A 17,521-nucleotide genomic window follows, 5' to 3' on the forward strand; every position below is an offset into this window, starting at 1 on the left:
TGAACATTACAACGAGCAGCATCCGCACAGCGCTTTGAACTATCGCTCACCGAGGGAGTTCAGGCGCTTGGCGGCAGCACCAATTTAACAGGGAGTTGGTGTCCGGTTTTGTAGGGGCAAATCCACACAAGACGCATATCACGTACCCGTTCAGCGCCGAGAAAATGGCCCGGATCAAGGCGCTGTTCTACAGCGGCGACTGGCAGGTCCACGCGCTACCTGGCTATGGTCCTGCACGCCGGGCCAATCCGTTCGAGACCTTCGAGGCCATCCCGGCCAAGGCGCGCTACCAGTTCATGCTGGATAACGCGGAATACTTCGTGCGCACCTTTATTCGCGGGCCGGTATGCCGTGGGCAAATCGCCACGGACGTGATCCGCGACAACTACTGGACCCTGTTCCAAGACCCTGAGCACGACCTGTACATCACCGACGCCAGTTATCGCGGCCAGACCACTCCGTTGCTGGCGATGCCGGGGCAGAACGACGATGTGGGCAGTGTGTTGAGCCTGTGGCGGGCCTACCGCGACAAGCGCAACGAATACGAAGCCCTGCGCCGGGACAGCTACGCGGATCTGCCGCCGCCGAGTTGGTCGAGCCTGTGGACGGGTAATGACAATGCCTTGCTGTCGGTCTTCCGCCATTTCGACAGCGCGTCAGTGAACAAGGGCCTGATCGGCGAAGTACCGCAAACGATGTGGTTGTTCGACTATCCGCTGCTGGAGCGGACCTATTACCAGTTGGCGGTCAACTTTGACGTGTTCGGCAATGTCTCCCACCAGGCGCAGACCCGGCTGTATTTCGACCTGATCCGCAACGGCGCCGAGCAGAACTTCCTGCGCTTGATGCCCGCCGATTCCCGGGATGGATTTCTCGATGACTGGTACCAGAACAGCGGCAAGGTCAAGCTGTGGCTGGACTATGAGGCTATCGATAATGACAAGCCCAGCGGGCTGAAGCTGGATGAGAAGGACCCCAAGCGCGATTTTGCCAACCAGTTGCTCGCCCGTTATGGCGACCTCAATGCCAGCCCTGACCCGATCAACCGCTGCATCGGCGCGTACTGTTCGCGGCCCGCAATTGATCCGGCGTTGCGAGACGCCGAGCAGGCGTTGAGTCGCCTGACCTCCCGACCTGCGGCGGGCCTCAAGGTGATCGAGCAACTGCCTGAAGCAACGATGTTGCGCATCGAGACCCGTAGCGGCAAGCGCGAGGTCTACAGCCTGTTACGCAATCGCGCCCATAGCAACGTAGCGTTCATGCTCGGTGAGGCCTATCGCTATCAGCCTGGTCTGGACACCCTGACCATTTATCCCGGCGTACTCAGCAGCTATCCGAACTTCATATTCAATATGGCTGCCGAAGACGTGCCCGAGTTCGTCGAAGACATGGAACACGCCAAGGATGCCAAGCGGTTTGAGAGAATTGTCGACCGCTGGGGTGTGCGCCGCACTCATCCGCAGTTTTGGCTGTATTTCCACGACTTGTCGCAGTACATCCGTGAAACAACGCCGATGGAAGAGGGCGTATTGGACATGAATCGCTATGAAAACCTTTGATTACGGCGCGTTTTCTTTTCCGACAAAAATACTAGGACTTTGTGCCTCCGCAATGATTGGCGTAAACTGCCGACAAGCCTGTGAGGATTTTCCATGACTGCCATAACCATTACCGACGCCGCCCACGATTACCTGGCTGATCTGCTGTCCAAGCAGAACACTCCAGGCATCGGTATCCGTGTCTTTATCACCCAGCCTGGCACCCAGTATGCAGAGACGTGCATTGCCTACTGCAAGCCGGGGGAAGAGAAACCCGAAGATACCGCCCTGGGGCTCAAAAGCTTCACGGCGTACATCGACGCCTTCAGCGAAGCCTTTCTTGACGATGCCGTGGTTGACTACGCCACCGATCGCATGGGCGGCCAGTTGACCATCAAAGCGCCTAACGCCAAGGTGCCGAGCGTCAACGCCGACAGCCCGGTCAACGAGCGTATCAACTATTACCTGCAAACCGAGATCAACCCTGGGTTGGCCAGCCACGGCGGCCAGGTCAGCCTGATCGACGTAGTGGATGACGGTATTGCCGTGTTGAAATTCGGCGGCGGTTGCCAGGGTTGCGGCCAGGCGGACGTGACCTTGCGCGAAGGCATCGAGCGCACCTTGCTTGAGCGGGTTCCCGAGCTCAAGGGTGTACGTGATGTGACTGACCACACGCAGAAAGAAAACGCCTACTACTAAGGTGTTCGCTGCGAGCATGAAAAATGGCGCCCCGTGAGCGCCGTTTTTTTATGAGCTTAATTCAACGGGTTATATGGGTTTTGTAATAATTAGGGTTAAGTGTGGGGGGAAGGTTTGCCTGCGATAGCCATAGGTATCTATACCTCTCTTGAGGTTACTGATGGCTGGGGGCAGATTAGAGTACATATCCGTTGCTGCGGTAATGGCTGCTTAGGGTTACGCCCTTACGGCGTGTCACTTTGCAAAAGCGGCAAAGTAACCAAAACGCTCCTGCCCTACCTATCGGCGCCTCGCCTAGGCTCGGCGTACCCGAACGAAGGCATTGCTCCGTGGGTCGCCGCGATGGGCCATCCCTGGCCCAGCGCGACTAAACCGGCATCCTTGCCGGTTTACCCACTGCGTAACACCTGCGTTCGGCCTCTGGTTTTATGGGCAGGCAGATCAAGAGCCATCCGTTTTTCTGTAGGAGCGAGGGGGACGCCTAGTTCTTGCTCGCGAAGAACCTGAGGGCGCCGCGGTGATTCAGGATGCCAGCGTCATCGTTAACGACCATCGCGAGCAAGCTCGCTCCTACAGGTGGCAGTAGATCCGCTCTTGCTTTTCACCACTCAGGTCGGCTACCAGGCCGCCGTGCTTTTGCTTTTGATCTTAGGCGCCCCGTTAACCACGATGGCTGAACGCAGGTATTGATCCGTGGGTAAACCGGCAGGACGCCGGTTTAGCCGCGCTGGGCCAAGGATGGCCCATCGCGGCGGCCCACGGAGCAATGCCGGAGTGAAGGCATGCCGAGCCTAGGCGAGGCACCAAGTGGTGGGGCAAGAGCCTTTTGGTTACTTTTGGGCTCTTTTCAAAAGTGACACGCCGTAAGGGCGTAACCCTAAGCCGCCCTGACTAAAATAACGGATATGTACCCAACCCAACCCACAGGGTTTTGCATTAGCATCCGGGAATACTCAAGGCCGATATAAGTGCGCATGACCTGCACGATACAACGATGACTCGCTGAAACCGTCACTGGCCAACACCCGGCCCACCACAATCAACGCCGTCCGCCTGAATCCCTTGGCCGCTACCTTTTCGGCAATATCCGCCAACGTACCGATAACCCAATCCTGATCTGGCCAGGTTGCGCGATGCACCACGGCAATCGGGCAGTCGGCGCCGTAGTGAGGCAGCAGTTCAGCGACGATCTTCTCCAGATGATTGACCCCCAGATGAATCGCCATAGTCGTACCGTGGCTGGCCAGACTATTAAATGACTCTCCCGCTGGCATCGCAGTTTTATCGGCATAGCGGGTCAGGATCACACTCTGGGCGATATCCGGCAGGGTCAGTTCAGCCTCCAGCAGCGCCGCACAGGCGGCCACGGCTGTCACGCCCGGAATGATCTGGAAGGGAATGCCCAGCTCCCGCAGGCAGCGAATCTGCTCGCCAATCGCACCATACAAGCTCGGGTCGCCGGAATGCACCCGTGCCACGTCCTGGCCTTTTTCGTGGGAGGCCTTGATCAAACCGATGATCTGCTCAAGGTGTAATTCGGCGCTGTTGATCACCTGTTCGGCCTGATGGCCTTCCAGCACGGCGGCCGGTACCAGTGAGCCTGCATAAATGATCACCGGGCAGTTGCGAATCAGCCGCTGGCCCTTGACGGTAATCAGTTCGGGATCGCCGGGGCCTGCGCCGATGAAAAAGACGGTCATGACGGTTTCCTATGCAAAAAAAACAAGCGTGCAAGGCTTCAGATGAAGATTGCTCATGATCAAGGCTGGCGATTATCGAGATTTTAGCCGCAACTGGCTAACGCAAAGGTGGCCTGGGCGTTTTTCTGACGGGTGATCAGCAGTCTCGCCGACCCCTGGGCCAAGTGTTCAGCCAAGGCCAGGGCGGCACTTTCGGCAACGCCATGGCAGCCGGTATGGGTGAAGGCGATAGCAGACTTGTGGCTCAACCGGGGTTCATAAAGTGCCAATTGCCCGGCACTGAAAAACTGCAGCGGCAGGTTCAAGGCCTTGGCCAATGCCAACAGCCCCGGTTCATCCTGTTTGAGATCAATACTGGCCAGCGCAGTGATGCGTTGGCGATCGATGCCGCCCTCGTCGAGGGCCTTGTTGAACAGGGCAAGCAGGGTGTCAGTGTCGCAGCCACGCTGGCAACCCAGGCCGACCACCAGGGTCGGGGCTGTGTTGTCAGTGGTCATGCCGAGTATTGATCGTCACGGTTACGGCGAAACAGCCAGGCGCTGATCAGGCCCAGGGCCAGCCAGAAGGCAACGTTGGTCAATTGCGAGGCAATCTTGAACTGCGTTTCCAGCGCTTCAGGAGCCAGCATTGAATGGGCTTCCGGTTGCGGTGCGCCAATCACATGGGGCACCGCCAGGATTGCTACGCCCAACACTTTCAGCAGCCAGTTGCGACCGAACACGATCAACGCAATACCGGCGGCAGTGGAACCGGCCGTGCCGATCCACCAGATTTGCCGTTGCGCCAGGTCAGCCGCAGCGGTGCCCGGCAGTTCCGGTGGCAAGCCAAGGGTTGGCGCCAGGACGAAGGTTGCGTAACCGGCCAGGCCCCACAGCAGGCCCTGAGCGGTGCGGGTTGGCGCACACAAGGTGTAGAGGCCGGCCAGCATCAGCGCGAAGCCGACCGCGACCACCAGGTTGCCGCCCGTGGTGGACAGCACGCGCTGCCAGCCGTTTTCCGGCTCCCAGGCTTCGGCGTCGTGGCTGTGAGTGGCAGCGGTGCCGTTGGCATGTTCATGTACTTCGACAGCGGCCGTGACGTTTTCGAAGGTTTCCGCCTGGAGAATCAGCGGCGCGACCCAGAAGCTTTGCAGCAGGGTCAGCAACAGGGCAGCCAGCAGGCCAGTGAACCCTGCGGTTTGGGCAATTCGCTTGATCATGTCGGCAGGTCTCAATGGCACGGGAACGCGGCGCTGTGGCGGGTATCGTGGGCGGCGTTGTGCACGGCCTCGATATGGGAGAAGCCGGCGAAATACACCAGGCACGCGCCCAGAATCGACGCACCGATGGCGGCGGTCAGGCGTTGGCTCAAGGTGGCGGTGTTGCTTGCGGTATGCGAGGTGCTGCTGATGATCGACATGGCACGTCCCTTTCGAGTGTCAGGGTGAAACGAGCGCATGAAAACCCTGCGAGCCAGGCACGCAGGGTTCTGAACAGCGCCCGCCCACCGCGGGTTTGTTATTTGATTGATCGGGCCGGTCTCCGGGCTTGCGAGGGGGCTCTTGAAAAGAGTCGACCTAAAAGCATCGCCTTCCCATGCCATCTCGGCACAGTGGATCTGATGCTTCGCTCGCTTACCGTTGCGGGGGCAGCACCGGACTGGTCATGGCTTGAGTCAAGCACATGATTTACCGGTTTCCCGTTTCACCCTGTGAAGGGCACCCGAAACAAGATGTGTAGGAGAGCATGGGCGAGGGATGGTAGTCAAATTGGCCGAGCCCCTGTAGCCTTGCGCTTTCGAGGTTCTTCGGCCCAGGTCGAAGCTAAGAAGGGAACGCGGTTGATGCCGCGGCTGCCCCCGCAACTGTAAAGGGTTGATCTGACTGCCACGCCACTGCCTGAACAAGGCGGGAAGGCGCAGCCAGCGCCAGTCGCAAGACCGGCAAGCCCCAAGCCAGGAGACCTGCCTCGCTACGATTCTTAACTTTCAACCGGGCGGGGTGATCCGGTGGCGAAATGGGCTTCTGCGCGCCGCCGCAGGGCCAATCGTCCCGTATGCCCGCCACCTTGCCAAAGGGCATCCGATGAAAACACTGGCCAAACTCCCCGTCACCATCGTTACCGGCTTTCTCGGTTCGGGTAAAACCACCTTGTTGCGCCATATGCTCGACAACGCTCAGGGCCGCCGCATCGCCGTGATCGTCAACGAGTTCGGCGAGCTGGGCATCGACGGTGAAATCCTCAAGCAGTGCTCCATCGGTTGCACCGAAGAAGAAGCCAACGGCCGCGTTTATGAACTGGCCAACGGTTGCCTGTGCTGCACCGTTCAGGAAGAGTTCTTCCCGGTAATGCGCGAGCTGGTAGCCCGACGCGGCGACCTCGACCACATTCTCATCGAAACCTCGGGCCTGGCCCTGCCAAAACCGTTGGTCCAGGCTTTTCAATGGCCGGAAATTCGCAGCGCCTGCACCGTGGATGCGGTGATCACCGTGGTCGACAGCCCGGCCGTGGCTGCTGGCACCTTCGCTGCGTTCCCGGATCAGGTGGATGCCCAGCGCAAACTTGACCCGAACCTGGACCACGAATCACCACTGCACGAGCTGTTCGCCGACCAACTGGCCAGCGCCGACCTGGTGATCCTCAACAAATCTGACCTCATCAGCGCCGAAGACTTGGCCCGCGTGCGCCTGGAAGTGGCTGAAGAGTTGCCGCCAGCGGTGAAGATCATCGAAGCCAGCAGCGGTCGCGTGCCATTGGACGTGTTGATTGGCCTGGGCGCCGGTTCCGAAGAACACATCGACGGCCGCCACAGCCATCACGATCATCATCACGAAGGTGAGCATGGCCACGACCATGACGCCTTCGACTCGATTTCCATCGAGCTGCCACAAGCCGACGAAAGTCTGCTGCTCGATGCCTTGACCCAACTGGTGGTCCAACACGGCATCCTGCGGGTCAAGGGCTTCGCCGCAATCCCCAACAAGCCAATGCGCCTGCTGATCCAGGGTGTGGGCACCCGTTTCGACAAGCACTTCGACCGTGCCTGGCGCGCCGATGAGCCGCGCGCCACACATCTGGTGCTGATCGGCCAGGAGCTGGACGCCACCTTGCTCGAAGCGCAATTACGCGCCGCCCTCAGCGTTTAAGCCATGCACCTGCTCAGGACCCAGCCCGGCGGTTTCGTCTCGGATGACAACATTGCCGACCTTGGACAAACCCCCGCCGACTTGGTGATCCTGTGCAGCGGCGACTCCAGCCTGGCGCTGCTGGCCGAAGCTGCCCAGCAGTTGCCCGAGGATTACCCGAGCCTGCGCCTGGCCAACCCGATGCAGGTGCAGAACCACGGCTCGGTCGACCTGTATGTCGATGAGGTGCTGCGCCACGCCAAGGTCATCCTGATTTCGCTGCATGGTGGGATCGGTTATTGGCGTTACGGTATCGAGCGTTTGGTGCAGTTGGCCGAGCGCGGCGTGCAACTGATTTTGGTGCCAGGTGACGACCGTCCAGACCCGGAACTCAGCGGCCTGAGTACCGTCAGCGCGCAAGAGCGCGATCGGCTCTGGCACTTCCTGCGCCAGGGCGGCCTGGGCAATGCGCTGGATTTCTATCGCTGCCTGGCCAACGGGTATCTGGGGCGCGACTATGGCTGGTCCGAGCCGCAAATCCTGCCGCGTACGGCGATTTATCATCCCCATAAAGCCAACGCGTGCCTGAGTGATTGGCAGGCCGACTGGCAGCCCGATCTTCCCGTGGCAGCAGTGCTGTTCTACCGCTCCCATTTGCAGGCGGCCAATACCGGCTTTATCGATGTGTTCTGCCAGCGCCTGCAGGCAGCGGGGTTGAACCCATTGCCCATGGCTGTGGCCAGTTTGAAAGAGCCCGGCTGCCTGACAGTGGTCGAGGACTTGCTGGATGAGGTCCAGGCCGCGGTGATTCTCAACACCACCGGTTTCGCCCAATCCAGCCCCGAAGCGCCGCACTTGCGACCGTTTCGCCGCAATATTCCGGTGATCCAGGCCATTTGTGCCCAGGACAACGAACCCGCCTGGCAGGCCAGCGAGCAAGGCCTTGGCCCCCGTGACCTGGCCATGCACATTGCCTTGCCGGAGCTGGACGGGCGGATCATCAGCCGCCCCATCAGCTTCAAGGACCTGGCTTGGCGCAGCGAGCGCAGCCAGTCCGATGTGGTGTGCTACCGGGCGCAACCTGAGCGCATGGACTTCGTCGCCGACCTGGCGCGGCGCTGGGTCGACCTGGCGCGGGTGCCTAATGCTGAAAAACGCATCGCCCTGATTCTCGCCAATTATCCAACCCGTGATGGCCGCATCGGTAATGGCGTAGGCCTCGATACCCCGGCCGCCGCGCTGAATATTCTGCGGGCGTTGCAGATTGAAGGTTATCCGCTGCCGGACGTGTTAGCGCAAAGTGGTACGCAACTGATCCAGGACTTGCTGGGCGGTGTCACCAACGACCTCGACAGCCTCGACCTGCGTCCCTGCCATCAAAGCCTGGGTTTGGACGACTACGAGGCAATGTTCAATCGCCTGCCTGAAAGCAATCGGCAGGCGGTGCTCGCACGCTGGGGTTCGCCGCACACCGACCCGATGTTCCGCGACGGGCGCATGATGATCGCCGGCCTGCGCTTGGGCCTGACGTTTATCGGTATCCAGCCGGCCCGGGGTTATCAGGTCGACGCCAGCGCGGTGTATCACGACCCGGACCTGGTGCCGCCCCACGGTTACCTGGCGTTCTACTTCTGGTTGCGCCAGACCTACGGCGCCCACGCAGTGATTCACGTTGGCAAGCACGGCAATCTGGAGTGGTTGCCCGGTAAAGGCGTCGGGCTTTCGGAAAATTGCTGGCCGGATGCATTACTTGGCCCGCTGCCGAATATCTATCCGTTTATCGTCAATGATCCGGGCGAGGGCGCCCAGGCCAAGCGTCGCACCCAGGCGGTGATCATCGACCACCTGATGCCGCCGCTGACCCGCGCCGAAACATACGGCCCATTGCGTAACCTGGAACTGTTGGCCGACGAGTATTACGAAGCGCAACTGCTCGACCCGCGTCGAGCCAGGGAGCTGCAAAAGGACATTCTCAAGCTGGTGCGGGAAACTCGCATCGACCAAGAGTTGGCGCTGGACGAAAACCTCGACAGCGACGCCGATGCGGCGATCTGGCTGCCGCGCCTGGATACTTACCTGTGTGATCTGAAGGAGTCGCAGATTCGCGACGGCTTGCATATCTTCGGTGAATCACCCGTTGGCCGCTTGCGCATCGACACGTTGCTGGCTTTGCTACGCATTCCCCGTGGCGATGGCCGTGGTCCGCAATCGAGTTTGCTGCGGGTGTTGGCCAAGGCTTTCGAGCTGGGCTTCGATCCGCTGGATTGCGCCCTGGCCGAACCCTGGACCGGGCCTCGCCCCGAGGTATTACACACGATCGATCCACAATTGTGGCGCACCGCTGGCGACACCCGTGAGCGCCTGGAACTGTATGCCGCGCGCTTGATTGAGCAGGCGCTTGAAGGGCCGGTCGAGCAACTTGAAGAACCCGGCTGGCACGACGTCAAGGCGGTGATCGAAAGCCTGCGCATCGTCGTCGCTCCGCGCCTGGATGCCTGCGGCCCGGCGGAGATGCGCGGCTTGCTGGATGCCCTGAGCGGGCGCTTCGTCCCCGCCGGTCCCAGCGGAGCGCCCAGCCGTGGTCGGTTGGACGTGCTGCCCACTGGGCGTAATTTTTTCTCGGTGGACGTGCGCAACCTGCCGACCACCACCGCCTGGCGCATTGGCTTCCAGTCAGCCAGCCTGATTCTTGAGCGACACCTGCAAGACCATGGAGACCATCTGCGTCAGCTCGGCCTGTCGGTGTGGGGCACTGCTACCATGCGTACCGGCGGCGATGACATCGCCCAGGCCATGGCGCTGATGGGCGTGCGCCCTGTGTGGGCCACCGGCAGTCAGCGGGTGGATGACTTTGAAATCTTGCCGTTGAGCCTGCTGGACCGTCCGCGTGTTGATGTCACGTTACGGGTCTCGGGGTTTTTTCGCGATGCCTTCGCCAACCTGATCCGGTTGTTTGATGCTGCGGTGCAAGCGGTCGCCGCGTTGGATGAGCCTGATGATATGAACCCGCTGGCTGCCAAGGTGCGCAGCGAGCGAGAGGCCTTGCGCTTGTCCGGTCTGGATGAAGAAGCCGCTGCCAAGCAGGCCGGCTGGCGAATCTTCGGGGCGAAACCGGGTGCTTACGGCGCTGGCGTGCAGGGCGCAATCGACGGTCGTCTGTGGCAGAGCCGCGAAGACCTGGCCGAGGTGTACCTCAATTGGGGTGGTTACGCTTATGGCGGCTCCGATGAAGGTACCGCCGCCCGCGAACAGTTCGCCCAGCGTCTGAGCCAGGTCCAGGCGGTGTTGCAGAACCAGGACAATCGCGAGCACGACCTGCTTGATTCCAACGATTACTACCAGTTTCAGGGTGGCATGCTCGCCGCCGTGGAAACCCTGAGTGGCGACAAGGCCGCCAGTTATCATGGCGACCACAGCCAGCCGGACCTGCCGAAAATCCGCACCTTGAAGGAAGAGCTGAACCGGGTGATCCGCGCCCGTGCAGCGAATCCCAAGTGGATCGAAGGGGTCAAGCGCCATGGCTATAAAGGCGCGTTCGAGATGGCGGCAACGGTCGATAACCTGTTTGCCTTTGACGCCACCACCGCGCTGATCGACGATCACCAGTACGCGCTGTTGGCCGACGCCTATTTGCTCGACCCTGACACCCGTGCTTTCGTGCAGCAACATAATCCCGACGCCTTGCGCGATATGACCGAACGCATGCTGGAAGCCCAGCAGCGGGGTATGTGGCAGGAGCCTGGAGCGTACCGCGAGGCGTTGGAAAATTTGTTGTTGGATATAGAAGAAGACAACTGAGTCACAGCACTCACCGAGAACTCGCGATGACTGATACCCCTCATTTCCCGCTGTCCGCCGTTGTCGGCGCCGATGACCTCAAGCTGGCCCTGTGCCTGACCGCCATCGACCCGAAAATCGGCGGGGTACTGATCGAAGGCCCGCGCGGCATGGCCAAGTCCACCTTGGCCCGTGGCCTGGCGGACCTGTTGGCCAGCGGTCAGTTCGTCACGCTGCCCTTGGGCGCCACCGAAGAACGGCTGATAGGCACCCTCGACCTCGACGCGGCGCTGGGCGAAGGCCGGGCACAGTTTTCCCCTGGCGTGCTGGCCAAGGCCGACGGCGGCGTGCTTTATGTCGATGAGGTCAACCTGTTGCCCGATCATCTGGTGGACCTGCTGTTGGACGTGGCCGCCAGCGGCACCAACCTGATCGAACGTGACGGCATTTCCCATCGGCATTCAGCGCGCTTCGTACTGATCGGCACCATGAACCCGGAAGAAGGCGAGTTGCGCCCGCAGTTGCTCGACCGCTTTGGGCTCAACGTGGCCCTGAGTGGGCAAACCCTGCCTGCCGAACGTGGGCAGATCATCCGCCGCCGCCTGGATTTCGACAGCGATCCCCAAGGGTTCTGCGCGCAGTGGGCTGATCAACAGGCGGCGCTGCGTGAGCGTTGCACCCAGGCGCGGGCAGTGCTGGAAAGTATTCCCCTGGATGACCAGGCGTTGGCCGAGATCACTGAGCGTTGCTTTGCCGCTGGGGTCGATGGTTTGCGTGCCGACCTGGTCTGGCTGCGTGGCGCTCGAGCCCATGCCGCGTGGCGTGGGGCTGGCACCATCAGCGTGGAAGATATCGAGGCCGTGGCTGAGTTCGCCCTGCGTCACCGCCGTGAGGAACACTCCCCGCCGGCGAGCCCGCCCAATACAGGTCAATCATCGAAACCAGCCGACTCATCGCCTGCCCAGGGCCAAGGGCTGTGGGGCGATATGCCTGCGCCCGCATTGTCGGTCGGTGCTCGGCGGGATGTTCCAACCTGGCCAAAAAAGCCCTAGGCATTCGCCCTCGACCTGACGCGGGGGCGGATGCCCGACCCAAGGCGGGTCGATTGGACAAGGGCAGACAAGGGCAGGCGCGAACCGCCAGCGAGGGCTCGATCAATTGGCCGGGTACCTTGCTCGGCGGGCGACCGCAACGCCGTGAGGATTTGCTGTACCGCCTGCGCAACCGCTCACCCCATGAGTTATGGCTGGTGATTGTCGATGCCTCGGCGTCTACTCGGCGGCATCAAGCACTGAGCGACGCCAAGGGCTTGCTGGCGCAGGTGTTTGATGATGCTTATCGCCAGCGCGCCCGGATGGCGTTGCTGACGGTGAGCGGCCAGTTGCCCAAATGGCAGGTGCAGGGGTTGAAGGCGGCAAAAGGGCTGAGCCGGTGGCTCGACGAACTCGGCGCTGGCGGCGGCACGCCATTGCTGGCGGCACTTGGCGAGGCCAGCGACTGGCTGGTTGCCCGGCGCAAACGCTATCCGGCGGAGCAGCAGCGGTTGCTGGTGATCACTGATGGGCGACTTAAGGATGTGATGGGATTAGCGCAGCTCGACTGTCCGGGATTACTGGTGGATATCGAGCGGGGGCCGATCAGGCTGGGTCGCGCCAAAGAGCTGGCTCTCGGGTTGAATGTGGATTATCGGCATATCGATAGCCTTTAACGGCGCACTCATTGTTCCTCATAGCTGTCGAGCCCAATTCCAGAATCTCATTCAACCAGCACCCGGCACATTCGGCCAAAGGTCTGCCACCAGAAATAACCGCTCGGCTTCCTCCCAATCGCCTGCGCTATTTTCAGCCAGTCGTACCAGCAGTTGCGCCGGCGCTATTGGGTCCAGCTGCGCCAGCCAGCCTCGCATCTGCTCTTCATTCCACACCTGATCAGCCGGGTAATGCGCGGGCGCGAGCCAGGCATGGCGGGGCAAAGGCTGCCAGCGTCCAGGCGGGCTTTGTTTGGTAAACCTTGGCCAGTCCCGCTGATGCAACCAACGCCCATTCAAGTGCTGCGGATGCGCACCAGTCGGAGCCTGGGCAATACCAGGCCACGGATACAGCAAGTACCCGCCCAGCCACAAGTGTGCATCAAAGTGCTGGATACCCAGCGCTGCCAGGGCTTCACGGCTTTCCGGGCGGGCGGAAATTGGCAATTGATGCTGCGCCAGGTGAGCCAGCTTGCGGTCCAGCCGATCGTGACAGCCAGGCCCCAGCCATTGCGCTGTATCGCGGCCGTCACCCTCTGCAGGTCCCAGATACAGCTTGATAGCCAGTTCCAAGTGATGCACGCCGTCGCGGTCACGCAGCAATATGTCCAACTCACCCAAGGTATGCCCGGCCTGGCGGATCGGCAGGTTGGCGGCAAGCAGTTCCACTCCCGGCGCGTGCTGCACGGCGAATTGCCACAACCGCTCGTAATACAAGCCCAGGCGCCGGGTTCGGGCCTGGTTCAACCAGTGCTGCAAGGCGCTGCTGTCCTGGTCCAACTGGTGCAGCCATTGTTCCAACTGGTGCGGTGCTTGCACCCAATCGCTGCCTGCCAGCGGATGGCGTTGCGGCCAGGGTGTTTGCGCCAGCATCGGTGGGGCGAGTATCACCCACGCTAGGTCGCGTACCTCGGGGTGGCACAGCTGGCGGGGCAGGTTCTGTAAATCAGCGAACAAAGTCATGGTGCGAGCATAGCCTTTTACGCGGGCATGCGTGGCTGAGAACCGTTGTCGTCTGGCCTTTGCGGCTACAAAGGATTTTGTCTAACGCCGCCTTTCGCCCATAATCGTTCTTTTTTGCCAGACCCCAACCCTGCAGGAGCCCCATGGAGCAATTTCGCAATATCGGCATTATCGGTCGCCTGGGCAGTACACAGGCCCTGGATACCGTCCGCCGGCTGAAGAAGTTTCTGCTTGAGCGCCACCTGCATGTGATTCTCGAAGACACTATCGCCGAGATTCTGCCGGGCCATGGCCTGCAAACCTCTTCGCGCAAGATGCTCGGCGAAGTCTGCGACATGGTCATCGTGGTCGGCGGCGACGGCAGCCTGCTGGGCGCTGCGCGCGCGCTGGCCCGGCATAACGTGCCGGTGCTGGGGATCAACCGTGGCAGCCTGGGGTTTCTCACCGACATTCGCCCCGATGAGCTGGAAGTCGAAGTGGCCAAGGTGCTCGACGGCCATTACCTGGTGGAAAACCGCTTCCTGCTGCAGGCCGAAGTGCGCCGCCACGGCGAAGCCATTGGCCAGGGCGATGCCCTCAACGATGTGGTGCTGCACCCCGGCAAGTCGACGCGGATGATCGAGTTCGAACTGTACATCGACGGCCAGTTTGTCTGCAGCCAGAAGGCCGATGGCCTGATCGTCGCCACGCCCACGGGTTCCACGGCCTACGCGCTGTCGGCGGGTGGCCCGATCATGCACCCCAAGCTCGACGCCATTGTGATCGTGCCGATGTACCCCCATATGTTGTCCAGCAGGCCCATCGTGGTCGACGGCAACAGTGAGCTGAAAATCGTGGTGTCCAAAGACATGCAGATATACCCGCAAGTCTCCTGTGATGGGCAGAACCATTTTACCTGCGCCCCCGGTGACACCATCACCGTCAGCAAGAAGGCGCAGAAACTGCGGCTGATCCACCCACTGGACCACAACTATTACGAAGTTTGCCGGACCAAGCTGGGCTGGGGCAGCCGCTTGGGGGGTGGAGGCGACTGATGCTCGATCCCGCGCGTAGCTACGACCTGATTGGTGACGTGCACGGTTGCGCTCATACCCTTGAGCACTTGCTCGACCTGTTGGGTTACCACAAACAGGGCGGCACCTGGCGCCACCCATCGCGCATGGCCGTGTTCCTCGGCGATATCATCGACCGCGGCCCGCGCATCCGTGAAGCCCTGCATATCGTCCACGACATGACCGAGGCCGGCCAGGCGCTGTGCATCATGGGCAACCATGAGTTCAACGCCCTGGGCTGGAGTACGCCAGCGCCGCCGGGCAGCAGCAAACAGTTTGTGCGCGAGCGCACGCCACGCCACGCTCGGCTGATCCACGAGACCTTGGAGCAGTTCGAACAGCACCCGGCAGACTGGCATGACTTCCTCGGCTGGTTCTACGACATGCCGCTGTTTGTCGATGCCGGGCGCTTTCGCGTGGTACACGCCTGCTGGGACGACGGTTTTATCGCACCCCTGCGTGCGCACTTCCCTGACGGCTGCATTGACCAGCATTTCCTGCAAGCCGCTGCGGTGCCGGGCAGTTTCGCCAGCAATGCCTTCGACCGTCTGCTGCGGGGCACTGACATGCGCCTGCCGGACGGCTTGACGCTGACCGGTGGCGATGGCCTGACACGGTCATTTTTCCGCACCAAGTTCTGGGAAGACGACCCGAAAACCTACGGCGATATCGTGTTCCAGCCCGATGCACTGCCGGAACCGGTGGCAGCTACGCCGCTGTCTTCCACTGAAAAGAGTTCCCTGCTGCGCTATGGCGTCGACGAGCCATTGCTGTTCGTCGGCCATTACTGGCGCAGTGGCAAGCCGGCGCCAATCCGTCCCAACCTGGCCTGCCTGGATTACAGCGCCGTGCTGTACGGAAAACTGGTCGCTTATCGGCTGGATCAGGAAAGTCGTCTGGACCCGCACAAGTTTGTCTGGGTCGATGTCGAGCGCCCTGAGGTGATTTCATGAGTACCGTTGCAGTATTGCGCTTGCCCTTGACCGTGGACTTGGGTGGTTTCGTCAAACTGTTGCAGCGCATGCAAGTGCCCCATCGCGTCAGTGAGGAAGCAGGGGAGCAGGTGCTGTGGGTGCCTGATGCCATCAGCGAGGATGTGCGGACCCTGTATCAGCGTTTTCCCGCTGGTGATCCGCAGCAGCAACTGGATGTTCCAGAAGCGCCAGTCGCCAAGCGCCCTGGTTTTCTCCAGCAACTGCGCCATAGCCCGCTGACTGCAGCAATTTTGTTGCTCAGCCTGATCGTCGGCGCGGTGACCATGCTCGGCGATAACCTGCAAACCATGAGCTGGCTGACCTTCCTGGACTTCCATGTAGCCGGCGAGTATCTGTATTTCACACCCCTGGCCGACAGCCTGGCGGCGGGGCAGTGGTGGCGGTTGGTGACGCCGATGCTGATCCACTTCGGCATCCTCCACCTGGCCATGAACGGCATGTGGTACTGGGAGCTGGGGCGGCGCATCGAGTCGCACCAGGGCAGTATCAATCTGCTGGGCCTGACCCTGTTGTTCAGCCTGGTCTCCAACTACGCTCAGTACTATTTCGGCGGTCCCGGCCTGTTTGGCGGGTTGTCCGGCGTGCTGTATGGCCTGCTGGGACATTGCTGGATCTATCAAATGCTTTCGCCAAACCCGGCGTATCGCCTGCCCCGTGGGGTGCTGGTGATGATGCTGGTGTGGTTGCTGCTTTGCCTGTCGGGCCTGGTCTCGATGATCGGTTTCGGCGAAATCGCCAACGCCGCCCACGTTGGCGGGTTGGTAGTGGGTTGCCTGACCGGCTTGTTGGGCGGGCTGTACAGCCGCCGCAAACAAGCCCTTTGAATATCTCCTAATTAGTTAAGGAAGAGTCTTATGTCCTCTTTTGCTGAAATGATCGAAAACATCACCCCGGACATCTACGAGAGCCTCAAGCTCGCCGTGGAAATCGGCAAGTGGTCCGATGGCCGCAAGCTCACCGCTGAACAGCGTGAACTGTCCCTGCAAGCGGTCATCGCCTGGGAGCTGCAAAATCTGCCGGAAGACCAGCGCACTGGCTATATGGGCCCGCAAGAATGCCAGTCGAAGTCGACCACCGTGGAAAATATCCTGTTCAAGTCGGATGCCATCCATTGATTGAGATTGGCCGTGGTGCAGTCAGCAAGATGTCGGTGCAGTTGGGCTCGCCGACCGTTCAATATGCCTTTCGCCTGGGCGATGCCGAGGTGCCGGTCAATCCGTTGATCGGTACTACCGTGCGCCTGGAATACTTGGGCGCGATCCATTGCAGCCATTGCGGACGCAAGACCAAGACCAGTTTCAGCCAGGGGTACTGCTACCCGTGCATGACCAAGCTGGCCCAGTGCGACCTGTGCATCATGAGCCCCGAGCGCTGCCACTTTGACGCAGGCACCTGCCGCGATCCGGCCTGGGGTGAAAAATTCTGCATGACCGACCACGTGGTGTACCTGGCCAACTCGTCGGGTGTCAAGGTCGGCATCACCCGTGCCACCCAGCTGCCGACGCGCTGGCTGGACCAGGGTGCCAGCCAGGCACTGCCAATCATGCGCGTGGCCACCCGTCAGCAATCCGGTTTCGTCGAAGACGTGTTGCGCAGCCAGGTGGCAGACAAGACCAATTGGCGTGCACTGCTCAAGGGCGATGCCCCGGCAGTGGACCTCAAACAGGTGCGTGACGAGCTGTTTGCCTCCTGTGCCGAGGGATTGTTGAGCTTGCAGGAACGCTTTGGCCTACAAGCCATCCAACCTGTGGCTGACATCGAGCCTATCGAAATCCGCTACCCGGTGGAGCAGTATCCCACCAAGATTGTCAGCTTCAACCTGGACAAGAACCCGATTGCCGAGGGCACGCTGATGGGGATCAAGGGCCAGTACCTGATCTTCGATACCGGCGTTATCAATATTCGTAAATACACGGCTTACCAGCTCGCCGTGTATCAGTAGAAGGA

Annotated in this window: 15 protein-coding genes, 1 pseudogene and 2 riboswitches; of the genes and pseudogenes, 11 read left to right on the forward strand and 5 right to left on the reverse strand. The window is 60.9% G+C overall.

Going from position 1 to position 17,521, the window contains the following annotated elements:
• Positions 1–113: 113 nt before the first annotated feature.
• A pseudogene (locus FQ182_RS27120) lies at positions 114–1,559 on the forward strand (fatty acid cis/trans isomerase); the annotation flags it as partial.
• Positions 1,560–1,652: 93 nt separating this feature from the next.
• Positions 1,653–2,237 (forward strand): Fe-S biogenesis protein NfuA, encoded by a 585-nt coding sequence (nfuA, locus tag FQ182_RS27125; protein ID WP_149415341.1) that lies wholly within the window; start codon positions 1,653–1,655, stop codon positions 2,235–2,237.
• 953 nt (positions 2,238–3,190) lie between these two features.
• On the opposite strand, the gene cobM is transcribed toward nfuA, so the two are convergent.
• The 4 genes from cobM to FQ182_RS27145 form a co-directional block, all read right to left on the reverse strand.
• Complete coding sequence (cobM, locus tag FQ182_RS27130; protein WP_149414596.1) at positions 3,191–3,937, reverse strand: precorrin-4 C(11)-methyltransferase; 747 nt, start codon at positions 3,935–3,937, stop codon at positions 3,191–3,193.
• An 83-nt stretch (positions 3,938–4,020) separates the two neighbouring features.
• On the reverse strand, positions 4,021–4,434 hold the full coding sequence (locus FQ182_RS27135) for a cobalamin biosynthesis protein (RefSeq protein ID WP_149414597.1): 414 nt from the start codon (positions 4,432–4,434) through the stop codon (positions 4,021–4,023).
• Positions 4,431–5,135 carry a CbtA family protein gene (locus tag FQ182_RS27140; protein WP_149414598.1) on the reverse strand — a complete coding sequence of 235 codons (705 nt, stop codon included), beginning with the start codon at positions 5,133–5,135 and terminating at the stop codon, positions 4,431–4,433. The genes FQ182_RS27135 and FQ182_RS27140 overlap by 4 nt, the downstream gene beginning before the upstream one ends.
• Positions 5,136–5,146: 11 nt before the next feature.
• The gene (locus FQ182_RS27145) at positions 5,147–5,335 is read right to left on the reverse strand and encodes a CbtB domain-containing protein (protein WP_149414599.1); all 189 of its coding nucleotides are present in this window, start codon (positions 5,333–5,335) and stop codon (positions 5,147–5,149) included.
• A gap of 95 nt (positions 5,336–5,430) precedes the next feature.
• A riboswitch (cobalamin riboswitch) is annotated at positions 5,431–5,656 on the reverse strand.
• Positions 5,657–5,698: 42 nt separating this feature from the next.
• Positions 5,699–5,901: riboswitch (cobalamin riboswitch) on the forward strand.
• A 98-nt stretch (positions 5,902–5,999) separates the two neighbouring features.
• Here FQ182_RS27145 and cobW point away from each other — a divergent pair.
• The 4 genes from cobW to FQ182_RS27165 are packed head-to-tail and all read left to right on the forward strand — an operon-like array spanning position 6,000 to position 12,525.
• Positions 6,000–7,061 carry a cobalamin biosynthesis protein CobW gene (gene cobW / locus FQ182_RS27150; protein WP_149414600.1) on the forward strand — a complete coding sequence of 354 codons (1,062 nt, stop codon included), beginning with the start codon at positions 6,000–6,002 and terminating at the stop codon, positions 7,059–7,061.
• 3 nt (positions 7,062–7,064) lie between these two features.
• Positions 7,065–10,838: a cobaltochelatase subunit CobN gene (gene cobN, locus FQ182_RS27155; RefSeq protein ID WP_149414601.1), complete on the forward strand. Its 3,774-nt coding sequence runs from the start codon at positions 7,065–7,067 to the stop codon at positions 10,836–10,838.
• A 26-nt stretch (positions 10,839–10,864) separates the two neighbouring features.
• Positions 10,865–11,869 (forward strand): ATP-binding protein, encoded by a 1,005-nt coding sequence (locus FQ182_RS27160; protein WP_149414602.1) that lies wholly within the window; start codon positions 10,865–10,867, stop codon positions 11,867–11,869.
• Positions 11,870–11,922: 53 nt separating this feature from the next.
• Positions 11,923–12,525, forward strand: a complete 603-nt coding sequence (locus FQ182_RS27165; RefSeq protein WP_149414603.1) for a VWA domain-containing protein — start codon at positions 11,923–11,925, stop codon at positions 12,523–12,525.
• Between the two features lie 51 nt (positions 12,526–12,576).
• Here FQ182_RS27165 and FQ182_RS27170 read toward each other — a convergent pair whose 3' ends face one another.
• Positions 12,577–13,527: a DUF1853 family protein gene (locus FQ182_RS27170; RefSeq protein WP_149414604.1), complete on the reverse strand. Its 951-nt coding sequence runs from the start codon at positions 13,525–13,527 to the stop codon at positions 12,577–12,579.
• A gap of 143 nt (positions 13,528–13,670) precedes the next feature.
• On the opposite strand from FQ182_RS27170, the gene FQ182_RS27175 reads away from it, so the two are divergent.
• Genes FQ182_RS27175 through FQ182_RS27195 form a run of 5 tightly spaced genes read left to right on the forward strand, consistent with a single transcriptional unit; the run spans position 13,671 to position 17,516 of the window.
• Complete coding sequence (locus FQ182_RS27175) at positions 13,671–14,561, forward strand: NAD(+) kinase (RefSeq protein WP_149414605.1); 891 nt, start codon at positions 13,671–13,673, stop codon at positions 14,559–14,561.
• Positions 14,558–15,532, forward strand: coding sequence for a metallophosphoesterase (locus FQ182_RS27180; protein WP_178114542.1), 975 nt, complete (start codon positions 14,558–14,560; stop codon positions 15,530–15,532). Before FQ182_RS27175 ends, FQ182_RS27180 begins: the two co-directional genes overlap by 4 nt.
• On the forward strand, positions 15,529–16,398 hold the full coding sequence (locus FQ182_RS27185) for a rhomboid family intramembrane serine protease (protein ID WP_149414606.1): 870 nt from the start codon (positions 15,529–15,531) through the stop codon (positions 16,396–16,398). Before FQ182_RS27180 ends, FQ182_RS27185 begins: the two co-directional genes overlap by 4 nt.
• Positions 16,399–16,428: 30 nt before the next feature.
• The gene (locus tag FQ182_RS27190) at positions 16,429–16,689 is read left to right on the forward strand and encodes a YeaC family protein (protein ID WP_133103236.1); all 261 of its coding nucleotides are present in this window, start codon (positions 16,429–16,431) and stop codon (positions 16,687–16,689) included.
• A complete protein-coding gene (locus tag FQ182_RS27195) occupies positions 16,686–17,516 on the forward strand; it encodes a DUF2797 domain-containing protein (protein WP_149414607.1) in 831 nt (276 codons plus the stop codon). Before FQ182_RS27190 ends, FQ182_RS27195 begins: the two co-directional genes overlap by 4 nt.
• Positions 17,517–17,521: the final 5 nt, after the last annotated feature.

The organism is Pseudomonas sp. ANT_H4, assembly GCF_008369295.1.
Taxonomy (GTDB): Bacteria; Pseudomonadota; Gammaproteobacteria; order Pseudomonadales; family Pseudomonadaceae; genus Aquipseudomonas.

Bases quoted from the DNA above. Each gene is read 5' to 3' on its own strand.
- nfuA (WP_149415341.1), top strand. From the start codon at position 1,653: ATGACTGCCATAACCATTACCGACGCCGCCCACGATTACCTGGCTGAT.
- FQ182_RS27145 (WP_149414599.1), bottom strand. From the start codon at position 5,335: ATGTCGATCATCAGCAGCACCTCGCATACCGCAAGCAACACCGCCACC.
- FQ182_RS27140 (WP_149414598.1), bottom strand. From the start codon at position 5,135: ATGATCAAGCGAATTGCCCAAACCGCAGGGTTCACTGGCCTGCTGGCT.
- cobW (WP_149414600.1), top strand. From the start codon at position 6,000: ATGAAAACACTGGCCAAACTCCCCGTCACCATCGTTACCGGCTTTCTC.
- FQ182_RS27135 (WP_149414597.1), bottom strand. From the start codon at position 4,434: ATGACCACTGACAACACAGCCCCGACCCTGGTGGTCGGCCTGGGTTGC.
- FQ182_RS27190 (WP_133103236.1), top strand. From the start codon at position 16,429: ATGTCCTCTTTTGCTGAAATGATCGAAAACATCACCCCGGACATCTAC.
- FQ182_RS27160 (WP_149414602.1), top strand. From the start codon at position 10,865: ATGACTGATACCCCTCATTTCCCGCTGTCCGCCGTTGTCGGCGCCGAT.
- cobM (WP_149414596.1), bottom strand. From the start codon at position 3,937: ATGACCGTCTTTTTCATCGGCGCAGGCCCCGGCGATCCCGAACTGATT.
- FQ182_RS27185 (WP_149414606.1), top strand. From the start codon at position 15,529: ATGAGTACCGTTGCAGTATTGCGCTTGCCCTTGACCGTGGACTTGGGT.
- FQ182_RS27170 (WP_149414604.1), bottom strand. From the start codon at position 13,527: ATGACTTTGTTCGCTGATTTACAGAACCTGCCCCGCCAGCTGTGCCAC.
- FQ182_RS27175 (WP_149414605.1), top strand. From the start codon at position 13,671: ATGGAGCAATTTCGCAATATCGGCATTATCGGTCGCCTGGGCAGTACA.
- cobN (WP_149414601.1), top strand. From the start codon at position 7,065: ATGCACCTGCTCAGGACCCAGCCCGGCGGTTTCGTCTCGGATGACAAC.